General features: G+C 72.3%; 15 protein-coding genes and 1 pseudogene. 8 read left to right on the top strand and 8 right to left on the bottom strand.

The window, feature by feature from the left end:
* The first annotated feature begins 70 nt into the window (after positions 1-70).
* A complete protein-coding gene (locus tag ACGF2Y_RS33220) occupies positions 71-496 on the top strand; it encodes an ASCH domain-containing protein (RefSeq protein ID WP_392955126.1) in 426 nt (141 codons plus the stop codon).
* A gap of 62 nt (positions 497-558) precedes the next feature.
* On the opposite strand, the gene ACGF2Y_RS33215 is transcribed toward ACGF2Y_RS33220, so the two are convergent.
* On the bottom strand, positions 559-2,217 hold the full coding sequence (locus tag ACGF2Y_RS33215; protein WP_392955124.1) for an FAD-binding dehydrogenase: 1,659 nt from the start codon (positions 2,215-2,217) through the stop codon (positions 559-561).
* 118 nt (positions 2,218-2,335) lie between these two features.
* Between ACGF2Y_RS33215 and ACGF2Y_RS33210 the strand changes: the two genes are divergently transcribed.
* Genes ACGF2Y_RS33210 through ACGF2Y_RS33200 form a run of 3 tightly spaced genes read left to right on the top strand, consistent with a single transcriptional unit; the run spans position 2,336 to position 3,580 of the window.
* On the top strand, positions 2,336-2,845 hold the full coding sequence (locus ACGF2Y_RS33210) for an NUDIX domain-containing protein (RefSeq protein WP_392955122.1): 510 nt from the start codon (positions 2,336-2,338) through the stop codon (positions 2,843-2,845).
* A gap of 28 nt (positions 2,846-2,873) precedes the next feature.
* Positions 2,874-3,269 (top strand): YidH family protein, encoded by a 396-nt coding sequence (locus tag ACGF2Y_RS33205; protein ID WP_392955120.1) that lies wholly within the window; start codon positions 2,874-2,876, stop codon positions 3,267-3,269.
* Positions 3,266-3,580: a DUF202 domain-containing protein gene (locus tag ACGF2Y_RS33200; protein WP_392955119.1), complete on the top strand. Its 315-nt coding sequence runs from the start codon at positions 3,266-3,268 to the stop codon at positions 3,578-3,580. The genes ACGF2Y_RS33205 and ACGF2Y_RS33200 overlap by 4 nt, the downstream gene beginning before the upstream one ends.
* Positions 3,581-3,748: 168 nt before the next feature.
* Here the strand turns inward: ACGF2Y_RS33200 and ACGF2Y_RS33195 are convergent, their stop codons facing one another.
* Positions 3,749-4,684, bottom strand: a complete 936-nt coding sequence (locus ACGF2Y_RS33195) for an NADP-dependent oxidoreductase (protein ID WP_392955117.1) — start codon at positions 4,682-4,684, stop codon at positions 3,749-3,751.
* A 293-nt stretch (positions 4,685-4,977) separates the two neighbouring features.
* Between ACGF2Y_RS33195 and ACGF2Y_RS33190 the strand changes: the two genes are divergently transcribed.
* On the top strand, positions 4,978-6,000 hold the full coding sequence (locus ACGF2Y_RS33190; protein ID WP_392955115.1) for a phosphotransferase family protein: 1,023 nt from the start codon (positions 4,978-4,980) through the stop codon (positions 5,998-6,000).
* Positions 6,001-6,005: 5 nt separating this feature from the next.
* Positions 6,006-7,220 (top strand): acyl-CoA dehydrogenase family protein, encoded by a 1,215-nt coding sequence (locus ACGF2Y_RS33185; RefSeq protein ID WP_392955113.1) that lies wholly within the window; start codon positions 6,006-6,008, stop codon positions 7,218-7,220.
* Positions 7,221-7,355: 135 nt separating this feature from the next.
* On the opposite strand, the gene ACGF2Y_RS33180 is transcribed toward ACGF2Y_RS33185, so the two are convergent.
* The 4 genes and pseudogenes from ACGF2Y_RS33180 to ACGF2Y_RS33165 all read right to left on the bottom strand — a co-directional run bounded on the left by ACGF2Y_RS33180 (position 7,356) and on the right by ACGF2Y_RS33165 (position 10,678).
* Positions 7,356-8,693: a M28 family metallopeptidase gene (locus ACGF2Y_RS33180; protein WP_392955111.1), complete on the bottom strand. Its 1,338-nt coding sequence runs from the start codon at positions 8,691-8,693 to the stop codon at positions 7,356-7,358.
* Between the two features lie 321 nt (positions 8,694-9,014).
* On the bottom strand, positions 9,015-9,608 hold the full coding sequence (locus ACGF2Y_RS33175) for a TetR/AcrR family transcriptional regulator (protein WP_392955109.1): 594 nt from the start codon (positions 9,606-9,608) through the stop codon (positions 9,015-9,017).
* A gap of 52 nt (positions 9,609-9,660) precedes the next feature.
* A pseudogene (locus ACGF2Y_RS33170) lies at positions 9,661-9,866 on the bottom strand (long-chain fatty acid--CoA ligase); the annotation flags it as partial.
* A gap of 41 nt (positions 9,867-9,907) precedes the next feature.
* Positions 9,908-10,678, bottom strand: a complete 771-nt coding sequence (locus ACGF2Y_RS33165; protein WP_392955107.1) for an SDR family oxidoreductase — start codon at positions 10,676-10,678, stop codon at positions 9,908-9,910.
* Positions 10,679-10,930: 252 nt separating this feature from the next.
* On the opposite strand from ACGF2Y_RS33165, the gene ACGF2Y_RS33160 reads away from it, so the two are divergent.
* Positions 10,931-12,211, top strand: a complete 1,281-nt coding sequence (locus ACGF2Y_RS33160) for an exo-beta-N-acetylmuramidase NamZ domain-containing protein (protein ID WP_392955105.1) — start codon at positions 10,931-10,933, stop codon at positions 12,209-12,211.
* A 146-nt stretch (positions 12,212-12,357) separates the two neighbouring features.
* On the opposite strand, the gene ACGF2Y_RS33155 is transcribed toward ACGF2Y_RS33160, so the two are convergent.
* Entirely contained in the window at positions 12,358-12,840 is a 483-nt protein-coding gene (locus ACGF2Y_RS33155) for a GNAT family N-acetyltransferase (RefSeq protein ID WP_392955103.1), read from the bottom strand.
* Between the two features lie 234 nt (positions 12,841-13,074).
* On the opposite strand from ACGF2Y_RS33155, the gene ACGF2Y_RS33150 reads away from it, so the two are divergent.
* A complete protein-coding gene (locus ACGF2Y_RS33150) occupies positions 13,075-13,689 on the top strand; it encodes a hypothetical protein (protein WP_392955101.1) in 615 nt (204 codons plus the stop codon).
* A gap of 656 nt (positions 13,690-14,345) precedes the next feature.
* On the opposite strand, the gene soxR is transcribed toward ACGF2Y_RS33150, so the two are convergent.
* Positions 14,346-14,813: a redox-sensitive transcriptional activator SoxR gene (soxR, locus tag ACGF2Y_RS33145; RefSeq protein WP_392955099.1), complete on the bottom strand. Its 468-nt coding sequence runs from the start codon at positions 14,811-14,813 to the stop codon at positions 14,346-14,348.
* Between the last annotated feature and the right edge of the window lie 27 nt (positions 14,814-14,840).

Below are 14,840 nucleotides of genomic sequence, written 5' to 3'. Positions count from 1 at the left end.
ACCGTGGGGGCATCGGCGCAGCGTGCGGGCGGGAAGGGCGGGCCGGGGCGACGCCTGGCACACTGAGGGCATGGAACCTCGCGAACCCCTCGGCCCTTTCCTGCTCGCCTTTCCCGGGCCGTTGCGCGATCAGCTGGTGGCGGCGGTCCTGGCCGGCGAGAAGGTTTCCACGACCGGGTTGCTGTGCGAATACGAGCTGGAGCAGGAGGAGTTGCCGCCGGTGGGCGAACGCTCCGCGCTGATCGACTCGGACGGCCGCGAGGTCGCGGTCATCGAGATGACCGAGGTACGGGTGCTGCCGCTGGGGGCCGTCGATCTGCAGCACGCGCTGGACGAGGGCGAGGGGTACACCTCGGTGGCGCAGTGGCGGGCGGGGCACGAGGCGTTCTGGCACAGCGCGGAGATGCGGGAGGCGATGGGGGATCCGTCGTTCACGGTGAACGACGGGACGATGATCGTGGCTGAGCGGTTCCGGGTGGTCGAACGGCTGGACTGACCCCGGGGATCCGCCCCGGGCCCCACTCCTCGGACCATCGCCGGAGGGGCTTGAACGTGTGGTTACGCCGTCGCTTCCGCCGCCGCCCGGCCCGCCGCCCGGCCCGAGAAGATGCAGCCGCCGAGAAACGTGCCCTCCAGGGAGCGGTAGCCGTGGACGCCGCCGCCGCCGAAGCCCGCTGCCTCGCCCGCCGCGTACAGGCCGGGGAGCGGGGCGCCCCCGGCGGTCAGGACGCGGGAGGACAGGTCCGTCTCCAGGCCGCCCAGGGACTTGCGGGTGAGGATGTTGAGGCGGACGGCGATGAGCGGGCCCGCCGCCGGGTCCAGGACACGGTGCGGTTTCGCGGTGCGGATCAGGCGGTCGCCCAGATAGGCGCGGGCCCCGTGGATCGCGGTGACCTGGAGGTCCTTGGTGAAGGGGTTGGCGATCTCACGGTCGCGGGCGGTGATCTCGCGGCGCAGGCTCTCCTCGTCGATGAGGTCCTGCCCCGTGACCGCGTTCATGCCCCGGACCAGCGCGCCGAGGTCCTTCTCGACGACGAAGTCCACACCGTGGTCCATGAACGCCTTCACCGGCGCGGGCACGTCCGCGCGGGCCCGGCCGATCACGTCCCGGACCGACTTGCCGGTCAGGTCGGGGTTCTGCTCGGAGCCGGAGAGTGCGAACTCCTTGCCGATGATCCGCTGGTTGAGCACGAACCAGGTGTAGCCGTGCCCGGAGCCCATGATGTGTTCGAGGGTGCCGAGCGTGTCGAAGCCCGGGAAGAGCGGGACCGGCAGCCGCTTGCCGCGCGCGTCCAGCCAGAGGGACGAGGGGCCGGGCAGGATCCGGATGCCGTGCTCGGCCCAGATCGGGTTCCAGTTCTCGATGCCCTCGGTGTAGTGCCACATCCGGTCGCGGTTGATGTGGTGCGCGCCCGCCTTCTCGGCGATGCCGAGCATCAGCCCGTCGACGTGCGCGGGCACCCCGGACAGCATCTTCTCGGGCGGAGTGCCGAGGCGCTCGGGCCACTGCGCGCGGACCAGGTCGTGGTTGCCGCCGATGCCGCCGGAGGTGACGATCACCGCCTGGGCCTTCAGCTCGAAGGATGCGGTGGCCGCCCGGCTGCTCGCCGTGCCGCGAGCAGCCGCGCTGGGCTCCAGGATCTCGCCGGTGACCGTGTCGAGCGCCCCGGCGGTGCGGGCGAGGCCGGTGACACGGTGACGGAACCTCAGCTGGACGAGCCCCTTGGCGACGCCCTCGCGGACCCGCCGCTCGAAGGGGGCGACGACGCCGGGGCCGGTGCCCCAGGTGATGTGGAAGCGGGGTACGGAGTTGCCGTGGCCGAGCGCGTCGTAGCCGCCGCGTTCCGCCCAGCCGACGACCGGGAAGATGCGCAGCCCCTGCCGGTGCAGCCAGGAACGCTTCTCACCGGCGGCGAAGTCGACGTACGCCTCGGCCCACTTCCGCGGCCAGCGGTCCTCCGTCTCGCGGTCGAAGCCGGCCGTGCCGAACCAGTCCTGGAGGGCCAGCTCCCGGCTGTCCTTGATCCGCAGCCGGCGCTGTTCGGGCGAGTCGACGAAGAAGAGGCCGCCGAAGGACCAGTGCGCCTGGCCGCCGATGGACTGCTCGGGCTCCTGGTCGAGGACGATCACGGAACGGCCGGCGTCGACCAGTTCGGCGGTGGCCACGAGCCCGGCGAGTCCTGCCCCGATCACGATCACATCAGCGTCGTACGCCATGGGTTCCATCCTGTTCGGGGTGACTCAGGGGCGGAGAAACGTTCACGTTACCCGTGCGTCAGATCTTGGATACCCACCGGATCCACGTCAACCGTCCGGGTGCTGTTGGATGAAACGTATGACGCCCTCCGAAGAGATTCTGGACATCGTCGACGAGAACGACGAGGTCATCGGGCAGGCTCCGCGCGGTGAGGCGACCGCGCGGGGGCTGCGCCACCGCTGTGTCTTCATCGAGGCGCGCGATGCCGAAGGGCGGGTCTTCGTCCACCGGCGTACGCCCACGAAGCTGGTCTTCCCCTCGCGCTACGACATGTTCGTCGGCGGAGTGGTGGGCGCGGGCGAGTCCTACGACGAGGCGGCGCTGCGCGAGGCGGAGGAGGAGCTGGGGGTCTCGGGGCTGCCGCGGCCCGAACCGCTGTTCCGGTTCCTCTATGCCGACGCCGAGCACACCTGGTGGTCCGCCGTCTACCAGGTGCGGTGCGAGCTACCGGTGGCCCCGCAGGCCGAGGAGGTCGCCTGGCACACGTTCCTGGACGACGCGGAGCTGGAGGAGCGTCTCGGGGTGTGGCCCTGGGTGCCCGACGGGGTGGAGGCGTACCGGCGGCTGCAGAGGTTCCGGTCCGTCTGATCCGAACGTGAGGACTTAGGGTGCACATGTGAACAAGATCGCGCAGAGCGTACGGCTGTGGTTCGCGCCGCAGCGGATCCGGGAGGAGGGGGACACCCCCGACTACCGGTTCTCGCTGGCCAACGAGCGGACCTTCCTGGCCTGGATCCGGACGGCTCTGGCCCTGATCGGCGGGGGTTTCGCCGTCGATCAGTTCCTGCCGGAGCTGGCGTGGGGCATCCGGGCCGGACTCGCGCTCGGGCTGCTGACCGCCGGGGTGCTCTGCGCGCTGCGGGCGGTCAACCACTGGGTGCGGTGCGAGCGGGCGATGCGGCGGGGCGAGGACCTGCCGGTGTCCCGGTTCCCGACGCTGCTGAGTCTCGTGGTCGCCGTCGTCGCCGTGGCGATGGTGGTGGTGGTCCTCCTCGGCTGGGAGGGCGTGTGACGGCGGCGGCGGACCGGGATCCCGGACTGCAGCCCGAGCGGACGCGGCTGGCCTGGCGGCGCACGACGCTGTCCGCGACGGTCGTCGCGCTGCTCGCGGTGCGGCAGGCGCTGCACCGCGGGGCGACCCCGGCCGCGCTGATCGCGGTGTCGCTGAGCGCGCTGGCCTGGCTGGGGTTCCTGGTGGTGGCCCACCGCCGGATTCTGTGGCTGGGGGTGGCGCGGCCGGCGTCGCTCGCGCCGCGCGGTGCGCTGACGGCGACGCTGTGCACGATGGCGCTGGCGGTGTTCGCGGCGGCGATGCTGTTCTGAACCCGAGGCCGCTCTCCGGGCCCGCCCGAGCCGGTCGGCCCTCTCGGCGTCCCGGACCGCTCAGGCGTCCCGGACTGCTCAACCGTCCCGGACCGCTCAGGTGTCCCGGACCGCTCAACCGTCCCGGACCGCTCAGGCATCTCGGACCGCTCAACCGTCCCGGACTGCTCAGGTGTCCCAGTCCACCGTCACCACGATCTTGCCGCGGGTTCGTCCTTCCTGGTTGAGCCGGTACGCGTCGGCGGCCTGTTCCAGCGGGAACACCCGGTCCACATGGACGGTGACGATGCCCCGCTCGGCCAGTTCCGCGACCTGGGCCAGGTCGTTCGCGTCGGGGCGCACGAAGGCGTAGCGGCCGCCGTAGGAGAAGACCTCGCTGTCCGCGATGGAGGCGAGCCGGCCGCCCGGGGCGAGGGTGTCGGCGGAGGCGCGCAGCGCGTCGCCGCCCACCGTGTCGAAGGAGGCGTCGAAGCCGTCCGGGACCAGTTCGCGCAGCCGGTCGACGAGTCCTTCGCCGTACTCCACCGGCTCCGCGCCGAGGCTGCGCAGGTGCTCGTGGTTGCGGGGGCTCGCGGTGCCGATCACCCGGCAGCCGGTGTGCCGGGCGATCTGGACGGCGAGCGATCCGACGCCGCCGGCCGCCGCGTGGACCAGGACGGTCTCGCCGTCGCGGACCTTCAGGGTGCGGTGCAGCACCTGGTACGCGGTCAGCCCGGCCAGCGGCAGGCCCGCCGCCTCCTCGAAGCTCAGGCTCAGGGGCTTGCGGGCGAGGGTGCGCACGGGGGCGGCGACGTACTCGGCGAACGTACCGCGTGAGAGGAAGTCCTCGCGTACGTAGCCGATGACCTCGTCGCCCACCGCGAACTCGTCGACCGCGACGCCCGGTTGCACGACGACCCCGGAGACGTCCCAGCCGGGGATCACCGGGAAGACGGCTTCGAGGCCCCCTTGGAGGTAGCCCTCACGGGCCTTCCAGTCGACCGGGTTGACGGCGGCGGCCCGTACCTTCACCAGGACCGAGTCGGGGCCGACCTTGGGGTCGGGCCGCTCGCCGTACTCCATGACGTCGGCGGAACCGTACGCGCTGTAGCTGATCGCCTTCATCCCTCGACCTTCGGCGCAGGTCAGGATCGCCGCAACTCAGGGAGTACGGTCGTGTGCCCGGCCATCTCACCGGCGCGGGACTTGTCTGCGTCACCGGCGCGGGACCGCCGGCGTCACCCGGTGCGGGTCGGCCGGCCGCCGGTGAAGGTGTGGCACTCGCTGATGACGCCCTCGGTCTGCCGGGGGTAGTGGCCGTCGCAGGCCGGCCATCGGATCCGGGCAGGCACTGGACGACATACCGACTGGTCGGCATCATGGTTCCCGATCGTTCCGTCGCCCCGGAGGTAGGCACCATGAGCCCAGTCCCCCCACCAGGTCTCGACCCGGAGCTGCTGCGTGCCCATCTCGACCGAGAGCGGCCGGGGCTGGTGAGCGGACCCCTCGAAGCACGGCTGATCGAGGGCGGCCGTTCGAACCTCACGTACGTCGTCAGCGACGGGACGGGCCGGTGGGTGGTGCGCAGGCCTCCACTCGGCCATGTGCTGGCCACCGCGCACGACATGACGCGCGAGCACCGGGTGATCAGCGGCCTGCACCCCACCGCCGTCCCCGTGCCGGAGCCGCTGCTGCTCTGCGAGGACGACTCGGTGACCGGCGCGCCCTTCTACGTGATGGAGTACGTCGAGGGCACTCCCTACCGCACCGCCGAGCAGCTCGCCCCGCTGGGCCCCGAGCGCACCCGGGCGGCGGTCCTCGGGCTCGTCGACACCCTGGTCGACCTGCACGCCGTTGACCCTCACGCGGTGGGGCTCGGGGACTTCGGGCGGCCGGACGGCTTCCTGGACCGGCAGCTGCGGCGCTGGGGCAAGCAGCTGGACGCCTCCCGCGACCGTGAGCTGCCCGGCATCGACGAGCTGCACGCCTCCCTCGGCCGCGCGCTGCCCTCCTCCCCCGCGCCCACCGTCGTCCACGGCGACTACCGCCTGGACAACGTGCTGCTCGGCTCTGACGACCGGATCAAGGCCGTCCTCGACTGGGAGATGTCCACGCTCGGCGATCCGCTGACCGACCTCGGGCTGCTCGTGATGTACAGCTCCGACCTCGGTCTGCCGGAGTCGCCGGTCTCCACCACCAGCGGCGCGGCCGGGCATCCGTCGCCCGCCGAGCTGATCGAGCGCTACGCGGCCCGTTCGGGCCGGGACGCCTCCGCCATCTCCTGGTACACCGCGTTCGCGTGGTTCAAGCTCGCCGTGATCCTGGAGGGCATCCACTACCGCTACACGCTCGGCCGGACCGTCGGCGCGGGCTTCGACCGGATCGGCGACCTGGTCCCCGTCTTCATCGAGCACGGCCTCACCACCCTCCAGGAAGGCTGAATCCCATGGACTTCGCATTCGACGCCCGTACCGAGGAGCTGCGGAGCAGGCTGCTCGCGTTCATGGACGAGCACGTGTATCCGGCCGAGCAGGTCGCCGAGGAGCAGCGGGCGCTGCTCGCCTCGCCGTGGGACACCCCGGCGGTCGTGGGCGAGCTGAAGGCCGAGGCGCGGCGGCGGGGGCTGTGGAACCTCTTCCTGCCCGACGCGGAGTACGGGGCCGGGCTGACGAACCTCCAGTACGCCCCGCTCGCGGAGATCACCGGGCGCTCCCCGCATCTCGCGCCGACCGCGCTGAACTGCGCGGCCCCGGACACCGGGAACATGGAGGTGCTCTTCCAGTTCGCCACCGACGAGCAGAAGAAGCAGTGGCTGGAGCCGTTGCTCGCCGGGGAGATCCGTTCCGCGTTCGCGATGACGGAGCCGGACGTGGCGTCCTCGGACGCGACGAACATCGAGACGCGGATCGCGCGGGACGGTGATCACTACGTCATCAACGGCCGCAAGTGGTACATCTCCGGGGCGATGAACCCGGACTGCGCGGTCTTCATCGTGATGGGCAAGACCGACCCGGACGGCGAGGACATCCGCCGCCAGCAGTCGATGATCCTGGTGCCGCGCGACACCCCCGGCCTCGAAGTGCGGCGCGCCATGCGGGTGTACGGGTACGAGGACCACGCACACGGCGGTCACGCCGAAGTCGTCTTCCACGATGTACGGGTGCCCGCGGCGAACCTGATCGGTGAGGAGGGCGGCGGCTTCGCCATCGCCCAGGCGCGGCTGGGTCCCGGGCGGATCCACCACTGCATGCGGCTGATCGGGATGGCGGAGCGGGCCATCGAGCTGATGTGCCGGCGGGCGGTGGCGCGTACGGCGTTCGGCAAGCCGCTCGCCCAGCAGGGGGTCGTGCAGAACTGGATCGCGGACGCCCGGGTCACGGTGGAGCAGTTGCGGCTGCTGGTGCTGAAGACGGCCTGGCTGATGGACACCGTGGGCAACAAGGGCGCGCACACCGAGATCCAGGCGATCAAGATCGCCACTCCGCGCGCGGTGGTGGACATCCTGGACTCCGCGGTGCAGCTGTACGGCGCGGGCGGGGTGAGCCAGGACTTCCCGCTGGCGGAGCTGTGGGCCTCGGCGCGGACGCTGCGGCTGGCGGACGGGCCCGACGAGGTGCACCAGCGGTCGCTGGCCCGGCGGGAGATCAAGCGGTACGTGTGACGAACGGGGTGCGGCCCCCGCAGGACGAGGGCCGCACCCGTACGCGTACGTGTACTCCTGCCCGGCCCCGGAGCCGTACTGGTACCCGGAGCTGTGCTGGTACCCGGAGCCGTACCCGTACTCGTACAGCAGGGCTCAGAAGGTGAGCTTCCAGCTGTCGATGTAGCCGGTGTCGTACCGGGCGACGTCCTGGACCCGGAGCTTCCAGGAGCCGTTGGCCACCTCGCTGGAGGCGTCGACCGTGTACGTCGTGATGACGTTGTCGGCGGAGTCGCCGCCGCTGGAGTTCTTCAGCCGGTACGCGGTGCCGTCCGGCGCCAGCAGATCGACGACCAGGTCGCCGCGCCAGGTGTGCTTGATGTCGACGCCCACCTGAAGTGCGGCCGGGGCGTTGCCCGTCCGTCCGGTGACCGCGATCGGCGAGGTCACCGCGGCTCCCGCGTCCGGGATGGCGACATCGGTGGTGTTGCTGAACTCGTCCCCGTCGGTGGGCGGTTCGCCGGCGTCGGCGGACAGGGTCCAGATCGCGTGAGCGGCGGCGTCGCTGTTGCGGTCCAGGGCGGTGTCGTTGATGTTGCCCGTGGTGTCGCAGGACGAGTGGTAGCAGCGGTCGAAGGCCTGGCCCGCGGTCCCGCCCCACTTCTGCGCCTGGGCGGCGGACTTGGTGTAGCCCGCGCCGGTGAACAGCCCGCCGACGGGGACGCCGGCGTTCTTGAACGGGGCGTGGTCGGAGCGGCCGTCGCCCTCGGTCTCGATCTCGGTCGGGACCGAGATACCGGCGAAGTAGTCCTTGAAGGCCTTCTCGATGACCGGATCGTCGTCGTAGACGAAGTAGCCGGCGTTGGGCGAGCCGATCATGTCGAAGTTGAGATAGCCGGAGAGCTTGGAACGCTCGGTCGACGGCAGGTTGTTGACGTAGTACCTCGAGCCGATCAGGCCGAGCTCCTCCGCGCCCCACCAGGCGAACCGCAGGTGCTTGTCGGGCTGGTACTGGGCGCGGGAGACGGCGAGCGCGGTCTCCAGCACGGCGGCCGAGCCGGAGCCGTTGTCGTTGATCCCGGCGCCGGAGGAGACCGAGTCGAGGTGGGCCCCGGCCATCAGGACCTCGTTCGGGTCGCCGCCGGGCCAGTCGGCTATCAGGTTGTAGCCGGTGGCTCCGTTGGCGGTGAACTGCTGGAGCGTGGTGGTGAATCCGGCCGCGTCCAGCTCGGCCTTCACGTAGTCGACGGACGCCTTGTAGCCGGGGCGGCCGTGGGCGCGGTTGCCACCGTTGTCCGCGGCGATCGCCGAGAACCGCGTGAGGTGGGCCTTGACGCCTGCCAGCGGGATGTCGGGCGCCGCTGCGGCGGCCGCCTCCGGCGTCGCCGTCCCGGCCGCTGCGGCGGCCGGTGCTCCGGCGCCGAGGGCGACGACGAGGGCGACCGCCGCGACGGCCGCCGGGGATCTGCGCAGGGTGAAACGGTTCGGTCTCATTCACGGGCTCCGGATTCCGTTGGGGACTGACGGAACGTGCGGGGGGTCCCCGGCCGCGTGGTGATCGGGCCGGGTCCTGGAGCGTGGGCCCGGACAAGGGGCCCAGAGGTGCGTATGCGTGACCGATGCTCAAGGAAGTGACCGTGCTCCGTCAAGAGCGGAAACCGGACAAGGCTGTTCCATTAACGGACAGGGGTGCGCCCGTGAACCCTGGCGCCTCATCGGGAGGCAGGGCATACGTCATGCATCCAGCCTCGCCCCGGCCGGCGAGGAGGGCCAGCGGGCGGCCCCGGCCCCGGTTCCCGCGCTCCTGCCGCCGCGTTACGGGCGCAGGGCCCGCAGCAGCAGGTCCGCGAGGTGGTCGGCGACCTCCTGGCGGCTGAGCGGGCCGTCCGGGCGGTACCACGTGGAGAGGTGGTGGACCGAGCCGAAGTGGTAGTCGACGACCAGGTCGGCGGGGGTGGCCGAGGAGAACACGCCGCTGCGCTGGCCCTCCTCGATCAGTGCCCGGAAGCGCTCGTGGTAGCGGCGGCGCTCGACGCGCACCTGCTTGTTCTTCTCGGGGCTCAGGTGGTGCATGGAGCGGAAGAAGATCGCCGCGTCGTCCAGGTTGTCGATGGTCGTGACGACCACGTCGGCCGCCGCGTCGCGCAGCCGCTGCTCGATGGGCGCCTCGGCGTCCGCGACGGCGTCCAGGCGCTCCTGCTGGAGCCGCAGCACCCGGGCGTACACCTCCTGGAGCAGGTCCTCCTTGGAGCCGAAGTAGTGGTAGAGCGCCCCCTTGGTGACGCCCGCCGCCTCGACGATCTCCTGGACCGAGGTGCGGTCGTACCCGCGCTCGGCGAAGAGCCGGGTGGCGGCGGCCAGCAGCCTCTGAGGGACGGGAGTGCCGTTCTGATCCGTCGCCTTGGCCATGAGCCGCCACCTTCCTTTCGTACCGTGCGTGCGCTGTTTCGACGCTGTTCCAGCGGGGGGAACGCAGTTCCCGCCTGAGGATCTTCCCACTCGCCGTCCTCGGCGGCTCGGCCAGGATCTCCACCTCGCGCGGATACGCGTACGCGGCGAGCCGTTCCTCGCCGTACGCGCCCGGCTCGCGGGGCTCCGCCGAGAGCCCCGGGCGCCGGCTCATGTACGCCCGGACCGTCTCCCCCGGTACGCGCCGGGCGCGCCCACGTGGGCCAGGGCCGGGGGCCGGAGCCCCGGGGCCTGGTCGCTCATGCGCCGCTCGTCTCCCATTTCTGCTGGAGGCGGTTCATCCGGCCCATCCACCGGTCGGGGTCGGCGGCGCGGGCCTGGTAGTAGCCGGCCACCTCGGGGTGCGGCAGGACCAGGAAGCGGTCGGCGTCCATCGCCTCGAACAGCGCGTCGGCGACGGCGTCCGGCTCGATGGCGCCGGGGGCGAGGACCAGCTCGCCGGCCGAGCCAGCGGCGGTGAGCATGTCGGTGCGCACGCCCTGCGGGCAGATCGCGTGGACCTTGACCCCGCGGTGGCGGTAGGTGAGCGAGAGCCACTCGGCGAAGGCGACCGCCCCGTGCTTGCTGACGCTGTACGGGGCCGCGCCGATCATCGTCAGCAGCCCGGCCGCGGAGGCGGTGGTGACGAAACGGCCGCTGCCGCGCTCCAGCCACTCCGGCAGGAGGGCCCTGGCCGCGCGGACGTGGGCCATCACGTTGACGTCCCAGGCGGCGGCCCAGACCTCCTCGTCGGCGAACACGTCACCGGGTGAGGCCAGGCCCGCGTTGGCACAGTAGACGTCCACCGTGCCGCCCAGCGCCTCCCGCGCCGCGTCCACGACGCCCGAGGCGTCCCCGGCGACGGCGAAGCCGCCGATCTCCTCCGCGAGCGGCTCGATCCGGGCGGGATCGAGGTCGTTGACGACCACCCGCGCTCCCCCGGCGGCGAACCTGCGGGCCAGAGCGGCTCCGATGCCGCCTCCGGCCCCTGTGACCACTACGCCGGCGCCCTGCACCGTACCCATCGTCATCCCGCCCTTCCCATCCGGCTGCACCGGCAGACTAACCGGTCGGTATGTGATCGGGGAAGGGTCGCGAACGGGCCGGACGGGGGTGGGAGAAGTCCGGACGGGGAGGCCGCGAGGGTGCGGCCGGGGGCCCGGGAGGAGTGCGGGGCACGGCTGGGGGAATCGGCGCGGCCCGGGTCGTTCCGTGCGGCCCGGGGCCGCGCTAGCGTGCGCGTGCGCGGCCATGACAGTCGGCACGATCATGGAGGTAGCGGAATGGACCTGTCCCGACGTGGTGTGCTGGCAGCGGGAGGCGCCCTGGGAGCGCTCGCGGCGACGGCGGCCGGCACCGGTCCCGCTGCCGCGTCGACCGCCCCCGGACGCGGCCACGGGCCCGGCCGCCGCCGGGTGCGTACCGGCTTCGACCGGCTGGCGGCCGACGGCTACCGGCTGCTGCGCGGCCAGCAGGCCGGGATCGTCACCAACCCGACCGGGGTCACCGCCGGTGTCCGGCACATCGTCGACGTGATGCATCCGGACGCGCGGGTGAACCTGACCGCCGTCTTCGGGCCCGAGCACGGATTCCGGGGCACCGCGCAGGCGGGCGGCTCCGAGGGTCGCTACGACGACCCGGCGACCGGGCTGCCGGTCTACGACACGTACCTCAAGAGCGGGCAGCCGCTCGCGGACATCTTCACCGCCTCGGGCGTGGACACCGTCGTCTTCGACATCCAGGACGCGGGCGCGCGCTTCTACACGTACATCTGGACGCTGTACGACTGCATGGAGGCGGCCGCGCTCGCGGGCAAACGGCTCGTCGTGCTGGACCGGCCGAACCCGATGACCGGGCGGGCGGCGCTGGGGCCGGTGCTCGACCCGGAGTTCGCCACGTTCGTCGGCCGCCGGGAGATCGCCCAGGCGCACGGGATGACGGTGGCGGAGCTGGCGCTGTTCTTCAACGCGGAGTTCCTGCACGAGAATCCCGTACGGCTGGACGTGGTGAGGATGTCCGGGTGGCGGCGCTCGGACTTCTTCGACGAGACCGGGCTGCCGTGGGTGCCGCCGAGCCCGAACATGCCGACGCCCGAGACGGCTCTCGTCTACTCCGGCACCTGCCTCTTCGAGGGTACGAACCTCTCCGAGGGCCGGGGCACCACGCGCCCCTTCGAGCTGCTGGGCGCGGAGGGCGTCGACCACCGCTGGGCGGCCGCCGCGAACGCGCTGGAGCTGCCGGGGGTGGCCTTCCGCGAGGCGTACTTCGCGCCGGTGTTCTCCAAGTTCGCGGGGAAGACGGTGGGCGGGGTGCAGGTGCACGTCCAGGACCGGGAGGTCTTCGACCCGGTCCGCACCGGGATCGCCCTGCTGGTCACGGCGAAGCGGACCTGGAGCGGCTTCGCCTGGCGCCCCGACCACTGGATCGACAAGCTCACCGGGAACACCCGGGTCCGCACGATGATCGACGCGGGCGCGGACACCGACACGGTGGTACGGGCGTGGCAGCAGGACCTCTCGGCGTTCCGGGCGAAGCGGCGGAGGTATCTGCGGTACGGCGGATAGTGCGGCCGTGCGGTACGGGGGACAGCGCGGCCGGCCCGGACCCGGGCCGGCCGGGTGGCCGCCCGGTCGGCCCGGCACCCGGCCACCTGGGCAGCCGCTCCGCCGTTCAGCTGATCAGGCGGGCAGCCGGGCAGCCGGGCAGCTGATCACCCGGTCAGGTCCAGGTCGCCGAGGTGCTCGTCGTCCTCGGTGAGGCCCCGCTCGCGGTAGCCGAGCCGGAGGTAGAACTCCTCCGGTCCGCCCTCGCCGGAGCGCCAGGTCACGGTCGAGAGCGTCCCGCCACGCCGGCGGATCTCCTCGTTCACCGCCCCCACGGCGAACCGCCCGTAACCCCGGCCCTGCTCGCCGGCGGCGACGGACAGCCGCCAGAGCCCGGAGCGGGGCGGTGCGTCCGGCACCCCGGCGTCGAAGTCGAACGGCACGTCGAAGAAGGCCATCACGAAGCCGACGACGCGCTCGCCGTCACAGATCAGCCGGGGCCACGCGATGCCGGGATGCACATAGGCCTCGGCCAGGGACTGTGCGACCGGGGAGACGAACACGCGCTGTTCGGGTGCGACTTCCAGCCGACAGGCGGTGAGCACGTTGTCGGGGGTGACCTTTTCCAGGCGCGGGTGAGCTGCTGTCATGGGGTGACCCAACCGCACCGGACCGTGATAGCGCCATCAGATTTCGCCACCCGTGCGAGTGCCGCACGCCCTCGCACCACCCACCCGTGCGCCGTTCCGCTTCCGCCCGCGACACCCCGTCCCACATGGGGCGTCTCGGCCAATGGACGGATTTCATCTTTCGATGGAGCCGAAACGGGCAGGCGTACGTCCATTCCCTGACGTCCAAGGACGAGTGACGGAGGTGGCGGTGCCATGGCCGGTTTCCGGAGTCTTGCGAGACAGGTCCGCGATCCGCTGGGTGATCTGGCCCTGCGGCGGTATGCGCTGCGCAGGTGCCTGGAGAGGTTCGCCCCGTACGGGCACCGGGCGACCTGGGACCATCTCTGCGCCCGGCACGGGTTCGATCCCGAGGACCGGGCGCCCGATCCGGTGCGCCTGATGCTCGCGCTGGACGAGCTGGAGGAGGCGCGGGCCGTCTGGCTCGCGTACGAGGCGGGGTTCGCCGAGCGTCGGCGGCGCGAGAAACACGCGGGGTTGCGGCGGCCCGGTGCGTTCGACGACTGGCACCGACGCACCTGGGGCGGTCACGGGGTGGCCCGCTGCTCCGACCCGGGCATCCATCCGACCGCGCCGCTCGCCGAGGTCCTGCGCCGCCTGATCGCGGCTCTCGGCTCCGGCCCCGGCTCCGCCTGCCCGGTCTGCGCGGACACCCGCATCGAGTGGCGGCAGGAGCGGGGCGAGGTGCCGTGGGCGGGCCCGGTGTGCACGGGCTGCGGGATCACGGTGCCGCAGCCGGCCCTGACCGACCGCACCCTGGACAGGGCCCGGCTGCCACGGCACCGCGAGCCGGCCGTGGCGGCGGCGTGAGGCCCCGTGCTCCCGGCCGTCCGACCCGCCGCCCCTGGCCTCCCGGCCTCCTGGCCTCCCGGAAGGGGCCGGGAGGCCGGAAGGCCAGGGGGCCGGGACGTCCTACGGGCGCAGGACGGGCTTGACACAGTGGCGGGGCGGCGGAGGTGACCGACCTGCTCGACGGCGGCAGCGGCCACGTGATCGAGGCGGTCGGGACGCCGCAGTCGGTACGGCAGGCGATCGGCTGCGCACGTCCGGGCGGCCGCATCGGCTACGGGGGCCTGCCCCGGGACGTCACGATCGGCGACCACGTCCGGGCCCGTGCGCGCGGTGGCCCCGTACGCGCGGGCGAGCCGCCGGCAGCGTCGTGTCGGCCAGGGGTACGCGGACGGACTCGGCCTGTCCGCCGTCGAGTACCGATGACCCAGCGGGCCCGAACTCACCGGACAGCATGCCGTTCTCACAGGCGACCGGCATTCCGCGGCGGCGGTGCGGACACGTGCCGTCCGAGGTGCTGAACGGAGCGGCACCGTGGCCGCGGGTGCCCGGATCAACGATCGGGCAGAGCGCTTCCGCCCGTTTCGGTTCACCGGCCCGCGAGGCCTGGGCCACGTTCGCGCGTCGCCGGACCGGCCGGTCCGTGGAAGCTCTTCCGGCCGGTCCCGCGACGACGGTCAGGAGGACTGCCTGCGCTCGGGCATCAGACGGGAACCGGTGATCCGCTCGCCGGTGATGTCGTCGGGGTTCGACAGCACACAGGTCTCCAGCGACAGACAGCCGCATCCGATGCAGTCGGTGAGATGGTCGCGCAGGCGGTGCAACTGCCCGATGCGCTCGTCCAGTTCCTTGCGCCAGAGCTCGGAGAGGCGGGCCCAGTCCTCGCGGTTCGGCGTGCGCTCCTCGGGCAGTTCGGCGAGCGCGTCCCGGATCGTGGCCAGCGGGATGCCGACGCGCTGGGCCGCCCGCACGAAGGCGACCCGGCGCAGCGCGTCCCGCGCGTAGCGGCGCTGGTTGCCGCTGGTGCGGGTGCTGCTGATCAGGCCCTTGGACTCGTAGAAGTGCAGGGCCGAGACGGCGGCGCCACTGCGCGCCGAGAGCTGGCCGACCGAGAGTTCGTGGAGTGTCTGCGGGATCTGTGGCACCCCTCAAACCTACCGCCACGTCGTTGA

Source organism: Streptomyces sp. NPDC048142, assembly GCF_043202835.1.
In the GTDB taxonomy this organism is placed as follows: domain Bacteria; phylum Actinomycetota; class Actinomycetes; order Streptomycetales; family Streptomycetaceae; genus Streptomyces.
Note: the sequence above shows the minus strand (reverse complement) of the source record. Positions and strands in the feature narration are given on the sequence as shown.

What these genes read in the sequence shown, in the direction of transcription:
- ACGF2Y_RS33195 (WP_392955117.1), bottom strand. Translation starts at nt 4,684, where the DNA reads ATGAAGGCGATCAGCTACAGCGCGTACGGTTCCGCCGACGTCATGGAG.
- ACGF2Y_RS33180 (WP_392955111.1), bottom strand. Translation starts at nt 8,693, where the DNA reads ATGAGACCGAACCGTTTCACCCTGCGCAGATCCCCGGCGGCCGTCGCG.
- ACGF2Y_RS33165 (WP_392955107.1), bottom strand. Translation starts at nt 10,678, where the DNA reads ATGACGATGGGTACGGTGCAGGGCGCCGGCGTAGTGGTCACAGGGGCC.
- ACGF2Y_RS33175 (WP_392955109.1), bottom strand. Translation starts at nt 9,608, where the DNA reads ATGGCCAAGGCGACGGATCAGAACGGCACTCCCGTCCCTCAGAGGCTG.
- ACGF2Y_RS33155 (WP_392955103.1), bottom strand. Translation starts at nt 12,840, where the DNA reads ATGACAGCAGCTCACCCGCGCCTGGAAAAGGTCACCCCCGACAACGTG.
- ACGF2Y_RS33190 (WP_392955115.1), top strand. Translation starts at nt 4,978, where the DNA reads ATGAGCCCAGTCCCCCCACCAGGTCTCGACCCGGAGCTGCTGCGTGCC.
- ACGF2Y_RS33220 (WP_392955126.1), top strand. Translation starts at nt 71, where the DNA reads ATGGAACCTCGCGAACCCCTCGGCCCTTTCCTGCTCGCCTTTCCCGGG.
- ACGF2Y_RS33160 (WP_392955105.1), top strand. Translation starts at nt 10,931, where the DNA reads ATGGACCTGTCCCGACGTGGTGTGCTGGCAGCGGGAGGCGCCCTGGGA.
- ACGF2Y_RS33185 (WP_392955113.1), top strand. Translation starts at nt 6,006, where the DNA reads ATGGACTTCGCATTCGACGCCCGTACCGAGGAGCTGCGGAGCAGGCTG.
- ACGF2Y_RS33210 (WP_392955122.1), top strand. Translation starts at nt 2,336, where the DNA reads ATGACGCCCTCCGAAGAGATTCTGGACATCGTCGACGAGAACGACGAG.
- ACGF2Y_RS33215 (WP_392955124.1), bottom strand. Translation starts at nt 2,217, where the DNA reads ATGGCGTACGACGCTGATGTGATCGTGATCGGGGCAGGACTCGCCGGG.
- ACGF2Y_RS33150 (WP_392955101.1), top strand. Translation starts at nt 13,075, where the DNA reads ATGGCCGGTTTCCGGAGTCTTGCGAGACAGGTCCGCGATCCGCTGGGT.